Source organism: Leeuwenhoekiella blandensis MED217 (assembly GCF_000152985.1).
GTDB classification, from domain to species: domain Bacteria; phylum Bacteroidota; class Bacteroidia; order Flavobacteriales; family Flavobacteriaceae; genus Leeuwenhoekiella; species Leeuwenhoekiella blandensis.
Map to the genome: position 1 here is coordinate 1,060,556 of NZ_CH672395.1, position 10,970 is coordinate 1,071,525.

Annotated in this window: 12 protein-coding genes; 10 read left to right on the forward strand and 2 right to left on the reverse strand. The window is 39.8% G+C overall.

Annotated features, from left to right (window positions below; genetic code table 11):
* Nucleotides 1–55: 55 nt before the first annotated feature.
* From MED217_RS04630 to MED217_RS04645, 4 genes are read left to right on the forward strand one after another with little or no spacing between them, the layout of a single operon-like run.
* Complete coding sequence (locus MED217_RS04630; protein ID WP_009779322.1) at nt 56–841, forward strand: rhamnogalacturonan acetylesterase; 786 nt, start codon at nt 56–58, stop codon at nt 839–841.
* 23 nt (nt 842–864) lie between these two features.
* The gene (locus MED217_RS04635) at nt 865–1,680 is read left to right on the forward strand and encodes an SDR family oxidoreductase (protein ID WP_009779323.1); all 816 of its coding nucleotides are present in this window, start codon (nt 865–867) and stop codon (nt 1,678–1,680) included.
* A gap of 15 nt (nt 1,681–1,695) precedes the next feature.
* The gene (gene uxuA / locus MED217_RS04640; protein ID WP_009779324.1) at nt 1,696–2,865 is read left to right on the forward strand and encodes a mannonate dehydratase; all 1,170 of its coding nucleotides are present in this window, start codon (nt 1,696–1,698) and stop codon (nt 2,863–2,865) included.
* A gap of 4 nt (nt 2,866–2,869) precedes the next feature.
* On the forward strand, nt 2,870–3,211 hold the full coding sequence (locus MED217_RS04645; protein ID WP_009779325.1) for a cupin domain-containing protein: 342 nt from the start codon (nt 2,870–2,872) through the stop codon (nt 3,209–3,211).
* Between the two features lie 34 nt (nt 3,212–3,245).
* Here MED217_RS04645 and MED217_RS04650 read toward each other — a convergent pair.
* Nucleotides 3,246–4,483 (reverse strand): IS3 family transposase gene (locus MED217_RS04650; protein WP_230199236.1). Its coding sequence is split into 2 segments (ribosomal slippage): nt 3,246–4,141 and nt 4,141–4,483, totalling 1,239 coding nucleotides; the frame shifts between segments, so codons are not numbered across the junction.
* A gap of 167 nt (nt 4,484–4,650) precedes the next feature.
* Here MED217_RS04650 and MED217_RS04660 point away from each other — a divergent pair.
* The 5 genes from MED217_RS04660 to MED217_RS04680 all read left to right on the forward strand — a co-directional run bounded on the left by MED217_RS04660 (nt 4,651) and on the right by MED217_RS04680 (nt 8,245).
* Nucleotides 4,651–5,358 (forward strand): DsbA family oxidoreductase, encoded by a 708-nt coding sequence (locus tag MED217_RS04660; RefSeq protein WP_154648907.1) that lies wholly within the window; start codon nt 4,651–4,653, stop codon nt 5,356–5,358.
* 173 nt (nt 5,359–5,531) lie between these two features.
* The gene (gene modA, locus MED217_RS04665) at nt 5,532–6,305 is read left to right on the forward strand and encodes a molybdate ABC transporter substrate-binding protein (RefSeq protein WP_009779328.1); all 774 of its coding nucleotides are present in this window, start codon (nt 5,532–5,534) and stop codon (nt 6,303–6,305) included.
* Complete coding sequence (locus tag MED217_RS04670) at nt 6,283–6,702, forward strand: TOBE domain-containing protein (protein WP_154648908.1); 420 nt, start codon at nt 6,283–6,285, stop codon at nt 6,700–6,702. Before modA ends, MED217_RS04670 begins: the two co-directional genes overlap by 23 nt.
* On the forward strand, nt 6,699–7,370 hold the full coding sequence (modB, locus tag MED217_RS04675) for a molybdate ABC transporter permease subunit (protein WP_009779330.1): 672 nt from the start codon (nt 6,699–6,701) through the stop codon (nt 7,368–7,370). Before MED217_RS04670 ends, modB begins: the two co-directional genes overlap by 4 nt.
* On the forward strand, nt 7,367–8,245 hold the full coding sequence (locus MED217_RS04680) for an ATP-binding cassette domain-containing protein (RefSeq protein WP_009779331.1): 879 nt from the start codon (nt 7,367–7,369) through the stop codon (nt 8,243–8,245). Before modB ends, MED217_RS04680 begins: the two co-directional genes overlap by 4 nt.
* 65 nt (nt 8,246–8,310) lie before the next feature.
* On the opposite strand, the gene fbp is transcribed toward MED217_RS04680, so the two are convergent.
* Nucleotides 8,311–9,318 carry a class 1 fructose-bisphosphatase gene (gene fbp, locus MED217_RS04685; protein ID WP_009779332.1) on the reverse strand — a complete coding sequence of 336 codons (1,008 nt, stop codon included), beginning with the start codon at nt 9,316–9,318 and terminating at the stop codon, nt 8,311–8,313.
* A 303-nt stretch (nt 9,319–9,621) separates the two neighbouring features.
* Between fbp and MED217_RS04690 the strand changes: the two genes are divergently transcribed.
* On the forward strand, nt 9,622–10,890 hold the full coding sequence (locus MED217_RS04690) for an NAD(P)/FAD-dependent oxidoreductase (RefSeq protein WP_009779333.1): 1,269 nt from the start codon (nt 9,622–9,624) through the stop codon (nt 10,888–10,890).
* Nucleotides 10,891–10,970 lie beyond the last annotated feature (80 nt).

The window sequence follows — 10,970 nt, forward strand, 5'->3', positions numbered from 1 at the left end:
TTCGCTAGCGATAACTGGAAGCCAAAAGATTTAATTTCAATTTAAAATACATGTAATGAGTAATTTAAAAATGACAATGCTTCTTATTGCAGTAGTTCTAACTTCTGCTTTGAGCGCACAAGAAAATCCAACGCTTTATTTAATTGGAGATTCAACAATGTCAGATAAGAAAAATCCGGAACAGAATCCTGAACACGGTTGGGGGCAAGTGCTACCGGAATTATTGACCGAAACTATAAAGGTGAGTAATCACGCTGTTAACGGGCGTAGCAGCAAAAGTTTTATTACCGAAGGGCGTTGGGAAGCAGTTTTAAAAACGCTGAAAGCGGGCGATTTTGTGTTCATTCAGTTTGGGCATAACGACCAGAAGTACAAAGACAGTACGCGCTATACCAATCCGTTTACGCAGTACCGATATAATTTGGAGCGTTATGTGAAGGAAACCCGAGAAGCCGGAGCAACACCAATTCTTATGTCTTCAATCGTAAGACGAAAATTCAATGAATACGGCACACTCGAAGATACTCACGGAAATTATCCCCTGGTCGTGCGTATGGTGGCCAGAGATCTGGAGGTTCCGTTTATAGATATGCAATACTTGACAGAACGTTTAGAACGAAAGTATGGTCCAGAAAAATCAAAGTCGATTCACTTGCATTTTGAGCCAGGCGAAAATGACTATTACAAAAACGGAAAACACGATGATACGCATTTGTCGTATTCAGGAGCAAAACTTATTGCAAGCTTAGCATTGCAAGAAATTGCACGACAAGATTTAGCTTTAGAAAACTACATCAAACTTGAGGTTTTAAAAGCAGATATTGTTACTTTGAAAGACTAATCATTAACCAAAAAATACGGACTATGAAATCCTTGATTTCGGTAGAAAATAAAATTATTGTCATCAGTGGCGCAACAGGAGTTTTAGGCGAAGCGATGACGCGTTCGCTAGCAGCAGCCGGTGCTCACGTTGTAATACTGGGACGTAATCAGGCTAAAGTAGATGCGCTGGTAGATAGCATCAAGCAGGATGGAGATCAGGCTTCGGGAGTCGTTGCAGATGTAACGAGTAAAGCAGCTTTGATCGAAGCTAAAGACGAGATCGCCAATCATCTGGGATATATCGATGTGCTCATAAACGCCGCAGGCGGAAATATGAAAGGAGCGCTCATCCTCCCTGAGCAAACACTCGCAGATGCAGATGTAGAAGAAATGCGCAAAGTCATCGACCTGAATTATATTGGAAGCTTTTTACCTACACAGGTTTTTCTTCCGTTGCTCGAAAAGTCAAAGAAAGGAAGTGTTTTAAATATTTCATCTGTTGCAGCACATTTACCACTTACGCGTGTTATGGGTTATGCTTCAGCAAAATCTGCAATAGAAAACCTTACACAATTCTTAGCCATTGAATTTGCACAAAAACAGGAGAATCCTATTCGTGTGAATGCACTGGCTCCTGGATTTTTCTTGACCGAACAAAACCGCGAGTTGCTTACCAACAGTGACGGAAGCCTTACCGATCGAGGCGAGAAAATTATCGCGCATACACCTTTAGGTAAATTTGGTGATCCCCAAGATTTAAGCGGTGCTATTCATTGGTTGTGCAGTGACGCAGCAAGTTTTGTGACGGGTACAGTAGTTACTGTAGATGGCGGTTTTAAAGCTTTTGCAGGAGTTTAATTTTAAGTAAGAAAGATGATTCAAACAATGCGATGGTACGGGCATAAAGACCTCGTTACCTTACAAGATATTCGACAGGCCGGAGCCACAGGCGTAGTGCACGCCATGCACGAAATAACCAATGGTGAGGTTTGGTCTCTGGAAGCTTTACAGCAAAGAAAACAAGAGATTGAAGCAGCCGGTTTAGATTGGAAAGTTGTAGAAAGTTTACCCGTTACAGAGCCCATAAAAACCCGTAGCGGCGACTTTCAGAAGCATATTGATAATTACAAACAGTCTTTAATTAATCTAGGTAAAATAGGTGTTGAAGTCGTTTGTTATAACTTTATGCCGGTGCTTGACTGGACGCGCACCCAATTGGCCTATCCTTTAGAAAACGGAGCTACAGCTTTGCGTTTTGACTGGGCACACCTGGCAGCTTTTGATTGTTTTATGCTCAAGCGAAAAGACGCTGAAAAGGAGTACAGCGAAGCGATTTTAGCCGAAGCAAAACATTTTTTTGAATCTGCTACCACCGAAGAAAAACAGCAATTAGAAAATGCTATAATTGCCGGTCTTCCCGGAGCAGAAGAAGGATACGATCTTCAAGGCTTACAAACTGCTATAGATAAATATGCAGCAATAGACGAGATTCAGGCGCAGGAGCATTTAAAATTATTTTTGAATGAAATAATACCGGTTGCAGAAACCGCCGGAATTGCGATGGCCATTCATCCAGATGATCCGCCGCATCCATTTTTTGGACTGCCGCGTATTATGAGCAAAGCTTCAGATATAAAGCGATTATTAGAGGATAATGCGAGTGCGTTTAATGGTGTTACGTTTTGTACAGGTTCTTTTGGAGCACGTGCAGATAATGATTTGGTTCAAATGATCAACGATTACGGAAGCCATATTCATTTCATTCATTTACGAAGTACCAAAAGAGATGCTACAGGCAACTTTTTTGAAGACAATCACCTCGAGGGCGATGTGCCGATGCCGGCTGTTGTACACGCGCTATTAGAAGTAGAAAAGAGTAGAGGAAAGCAATTGCCTATGCGACCTGATCACGGTCACCAGATGCTTGACGATCTTAAAAAACCTTTGGCACATCCCGGCTATACTGCGATAGGTCGCCTAAAAGGCCTGGCAGAATTGCGTGGGGTAATTGCCGGAATAGAATTTATGCAAGACAAGAACTAAAACTATGAGTACAAAAACGGAAAGCGACGTGTTTTTTAAAACGAAAGAAACTGCGTGGGAGCAGGCCGATACGGGAATTACAAGACAGATCGTCGCTCACAATAGTGATTTAATGGTGGTGAGTGTCAAGTTTGAAAAAGGCGCTATAGGTACGGTTCACGATCATATACATACCCAAGGAAGCTATGTGGTTTCGGGTAAGTTTGAAATTACAATTAACGGTAAAAGTGAAATTCTAGAAGCAGGCGACGGATTTTATGTTCCGCCGAACGCACCTCACGGAGCAAAATGTCTGGAAGCAGGGATATTGATCGATTCGTTTAATCCGGCTAGAGAAGATTTTTGAGTCGTCCTAAAATAGGTTGACAGTTTTTAAAAGTTTAAATCAATCCGGTGAAGCTAGCTTCACCGGATTTTTTGTTGTGTATAAAATTAGGTGTTTTGTAGTTAAGGCTTAGATGTGGTCTTTCATTGTTATATGTTTTTATTGACTGCTGAATCAACAGTCTGAGTTCTTTACCTGTATTGCATTTGTTTATGAAGAACTCTTCCTTCAATATCCCGTTAATTCGTTCTGCTAACGCATTTTGATAGCAGTCATACCCATCTGTCATTGATGGTAATGCATTTGATCGCTTCAATTGAGTTTGATATAACGAGGAGCAATATTGCAAGCCTCTGTCAGAATGGTGTATTACCTCGCTTGATGTGGTTCTACTTTTATTAGCCATTTTCATTGCTTTAACTACATTTTCTGCACTCATATCATCACTTAGGTGGTAGCCCATTATTTTTCTGCTAAAAGCGTCTGTCACCAAGGAAAGATAGTGAGTTCTTTCTCTACTCTTGATGTAAGTAATATCGCTTACAAAGTATTGCTCTGGTCTTACGGGCGTAACATCTTTCATCAGGTTGGGGTGTTTTTTTAGCCAATGCCTAGAATCTGTTGTTCTTGTGTAATTCTTTTTTTGTTTTATAAGCATTGATTCTGACCTGAGATAGTCAAATAGGGCATCTCTGCCTATTTTAACTCCCATCTTTTGAAACTCAACCTTGAGTAAATAATACAGTTTACGAGTGCCTAGCCTTGGCATTTGCCGGCGGACCCTTAAAATCAGCGGTTTGATTAAAGCAAGTTCATCAGCTCTTATCTGTTCTCGCTTTTCTGATTGATAGACAGCCTGTCTGCTTATCCCAAACAATCTGCAACAACGTGACAGGCTTAGTCGGTGTTCTTGCCGGATTCGTTGGATTGATTGGGCAAATGCTTTTTTCGAATAGAAGTTCCGTATTGCTGATCTGAGATGTCGATCATCGTGTTGAGAATCTTATTTTTAAGCTTCTCATCTGATAGCTCTTTTTCAAGCCTCTTGATCTTTTGAGCAGGTGTTTCTTTCATTGTGTTACAGGTAAGTCTTGTCTTTGGTTTACTCCAGTCTAAGTTACCGTGTTTGCGTAACCAAACCAAAACAGTACTCCTTCCTTGAATACCATATGCTTTTTGGGCTTGCTTATAAGTCATTTCGCCCTTTTCTACCTGAGATACAACCGCCAATTTAAAGCCTAAATTGTAATCACGCTGAGTGCGTTTCTTCTCAGCTCCTTCTGAGTCTTTCATAAATAAGTCGAATTTGTGTCAACTTATTTCAGGACGGGACATTTTTAGAATAAGAAAAAGCAGCTTTTATGCTGCTTTTTTTGTTTTATGAGTTTCTTAGGTAATTTAATAGAATGCTTCACGACCAATCTCCAAATAGAAGAATTTAGATAATGGAACTAAATAAAATGAAAGTCGAAATCTGGAGTGATATTATGTGTCCGTTTTGCTACATAGGCAAACGAAACTTTGAAAACGCACTTGAACAGTTTTCGCAGCGCGATCAGATACAAGTGATTTGGAAAAGTTTTGCACTTGCTCCAGATTTGCAAACAGACACCAGCATAGATAGTAACCTATTTCTTCAAAAACATAAAGGGATGTCTGGAGCTCAGGCAACCGAAGCGATTAAGGGTGTTACACAGATGGCAAAAGCCTCCGGACTCGACTATGACTATGATAATGTTGTTGTGGCAAATACAAAAAATGGCCATCAACTGATTCATCTTGCAGCTCAAAAGGGTCTACAAAATGAGATGAAAGAACGCTTGCTAAAAGCTTATTTCATCGAAGGACATAATGTAGACGACACGCAAACTTTGATCAACTTGGGAACAGAGGTTGGTCTCGATGAGGTAGTTGTCAAGAAGACCTTAGAAGAACAGGAATTCTCAGCTTACATAGAACAGGACATTGCAGAGGCGCGTAACATTGGAGTTACCGGTGTGCCGTTTTTTGTTTTTGACAGAAAATATGCGGTATCAGGAGCACAACCCGAAGCAGCCTTTTTAGATATTTTGAACAAATCATTTTCAGAATGGTTTGCAAAGCAGGAGTTACCACATTTAGAGGTCTTAGAAGGACAAAGTTGTGATACTGATGGCAACTGTGACTAAAAGTCAATACAGGTTAAGATTGAAAAAACTCTCGATTATTGTCGAGAGTTTTTTGTTTTGTCTTGACCCTTCCGGTTATGATTCTTATTAAATATGTGAGAACCACGAGCGTAAAAGAAGAAGAAAAGCACAAGGATATTAAATAAGTAAAACGGTTTGTGGTAACTTCGATTATGCAGAACTTTCTATTGAAAACCCGCTTCCTTTTTATTGTAATACTTGCGGTGTTCACAGCTTGTAGAACAACAGAAGAACACAAAACAATTACTATCGCTACTGCCGCCAATATGCAATTTGCAATGCAAGAGTTGGCCGACACTTTTACTCAAAAAACCGGAACTTCTTGCGATGTGGTTATCAGTTCGTCGGGCAAGCTCACGGCGCAGATAAAAGAAGGAGCCCCGTATGATATTTTTGTAGCTGCCAATATGAAATATCCGCAGGAGGTTTATGCTGCTGGTCGAGCCAAAACTAAGCCTAAGATTTACGCCTACGGAAAGCTGGTGCTTTGGTCTTTAAATGAAAATATAGGTGTGGATCTTGAAACGCTAGAAAGCGAAGCGATACACCATATCGCTCTTGCAAATCCTAAAACTGCACCTTATGGTACCGCAGCAGTTTCGGCTTTGACGCAGTTGAAAATATATGATAGGATTCAAAATAAATTGGTCTTTGGAGAAAGCATTTCGCAAACCAACCAGTTTATTTTATCTGGCGCTGCAGAGCTGGGTTTTACTGCAATGTCTGTAGTCAAAGCGCCGTCTATGAAGTCTCGCGGAGTTTGGATAAGCGTAGTAGATTCTTTGTATGATCCTATAGAACAAGGTGTGGTTTTGATTGAACACGATGCCACAACTAAACCTGAGGCAGTCGCATTTTATGAATATCTTTTTTCTGAAGAAGCGCAGGAAATTCTTCAAGATTTTGGATATTCGATACGTGAATAGTTTTAACGGACATATACAAACTATCGAAGTAAACGGAAACTTGAGTTTAGTTCGGGTTTCGATTACGCCCAAGCTTCAGCTTAAGGCTATTGTGATCGATACGCCAGAAACCGCTGCTTACCTTCAGCCTGAAGCTTCCATCACTGTACTTTTTAAGGAAACCGAAGTGATTATTGCAACCGCAGAAGTGCCAGAGATCAGTTTACAAAATCGAATCCCCGCAAGTATTAGTTCAATAGATCAAGGAAAACTACTCACTAAACTCAAATTACAATCAGATGCCGGAGTGTTCACTTCGATCATAAGTACAGATTCAGCATTACGATTACAGCTAAAAGAAAAAATGATGGTCATCGCAATGATCAAGTTAAACGAAGTAATGCTACGTGCTTTATGAATTGGGAACCGCTAGTACTCACGTTTAAATTAGCTTTGTTCACGACCTTAATTCTTTTGGTCGTCGCATTGCCTTTGGCACGCTGGCTGAGCTCTACACATTCAAAATTAAAACCGGTAATAGAAACTTTGGTCAGTATGCCGTTAGTACTGCCACCTACAGTTTTAGGCTTCTATTTTTTAATAGCTTTTAGTCCAAATAATTTCTTCGGAAACTGGCTAGAGGAATGGCTGGGAATAAAATTGGTGTTTTCATTTACAGGCTTGCTGGTCGCTTCGGTTTTATACAGTTTACCTTTTATGGTACATCCTATTCAGTCGGGTTTAAGCAGCATTCCAAAGTCGGTAACCGAAGCTGCTTATGTCATGGGAAAGTCGCCGTTAGAAACGCTTTTTAAAGTTCAGCTCCCTCAAATTAAGCCGGCATTACTTACAGGTATTGTATTGTCTTTTGCACATACTGTTGGAGAATTTGGTGTGGTTTTGATGATAGGAGGTAACATTCCCGGGAAAACAAAAGTGGCTTCTATCGCTATTTATGATGAGGTAGAAGCGCTTAATTATGAGGCTGCACATTTATATTCCTTTATTCTTTTTGCCATTACCTTTTGCATTTTACTCGCGATTTATCTCATCAACGGAAATCATTTTAAAAGCCTTTGGAAATGATTGAAATTGATTTTAAAAAGAAACTTAATGGAGGAGATGGAGTTTTTGATCTGGCGCTGAAGCTACATATTGAAGCTTCAGAATTAGTGACGATTTATGGCCCATCTGGTGCAGGCAAAACTTCAACCTTGAGAATGATAAGTGGTTTGATGAACCCAGATTCCGGAAGTCTGGTAGTTAAGAAAGAAATCTGGTATGATAGCGCAAAAGGGATCAATAGGAAACCTCAGGAGCGTAGTATAGGTTACGTTTTTCAAGATTATGCACTGTTTGCCCATATGACGGTTTTTGAGAATTTGAAGTTCGCCAGAGGAAAAAGAGATGCACATAATCCGATTGAAGAACTTTTGGAGGTGATGGAACTGCAACAGCTAAAACATCGCAAACCTGAAACCTTAAGCGGCGGACAAAAACAACGAGTGGCACTTGCTCGAGCGCTTGTGCAAAAACCAAAACTGCTATTACTTGACGAACCTTTTGCGGCTTTAGATAATACCATTCGGTTTAAGCTTCACGAATATTTAAAACGCGTGCAAGAACACTATCAAGTGACAACAGTTTTAATTTCGCATGAAGTAGGTGAAATTATAAAATTGGCAGATCGGGTAGTGGTTTTAGAGGTAGGTCAAGTCGTGAAAGCAGGGACGCCAGATGCGGTTTTTGCCAATCAAAACCTAAGCGGAAAGTTTCAGTTTCCCGGGATTGTTGTTAAGATCGAAAACGAAGAAGTGCTTAGTGTAGTGACAGTACGCATACATACACAGATAGCTAAAGTTGTGGTTCAACACGAGGAAGCGCAAGCACTTAGTCTAGGCGATCAGGTTATGGTGGTTTCAAAAGCATTCAATCCTATTCTCTACAAATTAGAAGCCTAGTCATAAAACAAAAAAAATCCGGAATGCATATCCCGGATTTTGTCTAATCTTTTAAAGGTGTCGTTTCAGTCTTTTTGTTGTAAGAACCATTCAATTTTTTCTACTTCAGTTTTACAACCGCAATAGAATGGTGCACGCTCGTGCAATTCGTTAGGGATTCGTTCCATTATGCGGCCATAACCGTCAGATGCTTTTCCGCCTGCCTGTTCCGTTAAAAAGGCCATTGGATTACACTCGTAATTCAATCTAAGTTTTCCTTTAGGCGCTTTGGTTCCTTCGGGATAAAGGTATACTCCGCCTAAAAGCATGTTGCGATGAAAATCTGCTACTAACGAGCCAATATATCTAGATGTAAAGGGTCTGTTTTCTTCTTCATTAAGTTCTTGCGCCCAGCGTATAAATTTTTTGATCCCCTTTGGGAAATGTACATAGTTTCCTTCATTTACCGAATAAATACGCCCGGAATCAGGATATCGCATATTGGGATGCGACAGAAAAAAAGAACCAATTCCCGGGTCAAAAGTAAAGCCGTGGGTGCCGTTACCCGTGGTATAAACCAGCATTGTTGAAGTCCCATAAATAAGATAACCGGCAGCCACTTGATTGATGCCTGGTTGTAAAAAATCGTCTAAGGTTACCGGAGTTCCCATAGGACTAATTCTACGGTAAATACTAAAAATGGTTCCCACGGTTATGTCGACGTCAATATTTGAAGAACCGTCCAGCGGATCTATAAGCACTACATAATTTGCGTTTTTATGCTGTTCTTCATTAAACACAATAAAATCTTCAAGCTCTTCTGATGCGAGACCGCAAATATCACCACGGTCGCGCAGTGTACTTATAAACATATCGTTTGCAAGGATGTCAAGCTTGGCTTGTGTTTCTCCCTGAACATTTTCTTTACCGGCCTTACCACGTATTTCTGCCAGTCCGGCTTTATTGATTTCTTGATTCACCATTTTTCCTGCAAGGCGTATAGCACTCAAAAGCGCGGTGAGTTCGCCTTTGGCATACGGAAAATCTTTTTGGTTTTGAACAATAAATTCGCCTAGTGTGGTGTGTCTTTCCATAAAATTGTGTTCTGGTTGGTCTGTGTAGAAAATTTAGGTTTTCATTAAAAAATGTGTCAAATACATTTTTTACAATCAATTACTTTTCGTTTTTAGTGATAATTACGCAATAAATTGCAAGTAAAGTTAATTTAAAGTTTTGTGATAAGTGATCTGCAGATTGATAATTAATCTAGGCTTAAAACTTATAAAATCGAATTATTTGCACAAGAATTAGGAATACTTAAATGAAGCATTAAAATTGTTTTAAAACCTGAGCTAACTCGATCAAAACTGCTAATTTCGAGCCTAATACTAGATTTTATGAGTAAACATATTGTAATTATAGGTGGAGGTTTTGCCGGAATCAATCTCGCAAAAAAATTAGGTAAAGTCTCCAGCTACAAAGTGACCTTGGTAGATAAGAATAATTACAATTTTTTCCCTCCATTGTTATATCAGGTATCAACAGGATATTTAGACCCGTCGAGTATAACTTTTCCGTTTAGGAATCTGTTTCGAGGTCAGGTTAATCTGCGTTTTAGAATGGGAACCTTTGAAGAGGTAAAACCTGAAGAACAGAAAATCATTTTAAACAATGGCGAGTTGACTTATGATTATCTCGTATTGGCTACGGGAACGCAAACCAATTATTTTGGGCTTGATCAAATAGAAAAGCATGCGATCCCGATGAAGACTTTAGAAGATGCGCTTGACATGCGCAATCTTCTTTTGCAACGCTTGGAACAGGCTACGCGTATCGATGATACTTCCCAGCGTTTGCCGTATTTAAATATGGTCATTGCCGGTGGAGGGCCAACCGGAGTCGAAATTTCAGGAGTTTTTGCAGAATTGCGTAACCATACTATAAGAAAAGAATTTCCTGAGCTTATAGGTTCAGGAAGTCGTATTTATCTAATAAATGGCGGAGGAGAACTGCTTTCTCCTATGAGCGAAAAAAGTCAGAAATATACTTTAGAGCAGTTGCAGTCGATGGGTGTTGAGGTGTTACTCAATACGCGCGTAGTAGACTTTGACGGGGAAAAAGTCTTGATGAAAGATGGTTCGCACATTTACAGTAAAAATCTAATTTGGGCTACCGGAGTTACGGGATTTCGATTTAAAGGTATTCCAGACACATCCTATGTCCGCGGAAATCGATTAAAAGTAGATGAAGTTAATCGCATAGAAGGACTTAAAAATGTTTATGCGATAGGGGATTCTTCATTGAGTGTTTCAGATCCAAAATTTCCAACAGGACACCCGCAATTGGCTCAGGTGGCTATGCAACAAGGACGCGTGCTGGCCAAAAATTTTAAGCGCATGGTAAAGAACAAGCCGCTTAAACCCTTTACTTACCTAGATAAAGGCTCAATGGCGATTATAGGAAGTAACAAAGCTGTTGCTGATATGCCCAAACCTAAAATGCACTTCAAGGGTTTTATGGCGTGGTTCATTTGGTTATTTGTACATCTGTTTGCTCTTATCGATTATCGCAATCGCGTGCGTACTTTTTACAATTGGTCAACCGAATATCTTACCAAAAACCAAGACTTACGACTAATTATAAGACCGAGTCGTAAGAAGCTTTGATTTACATTCACAATCTAAGCATAATGATGAACTTATTTAACAAGTAAAAACGTACATAAAATTTAATTGAATACAGCTTG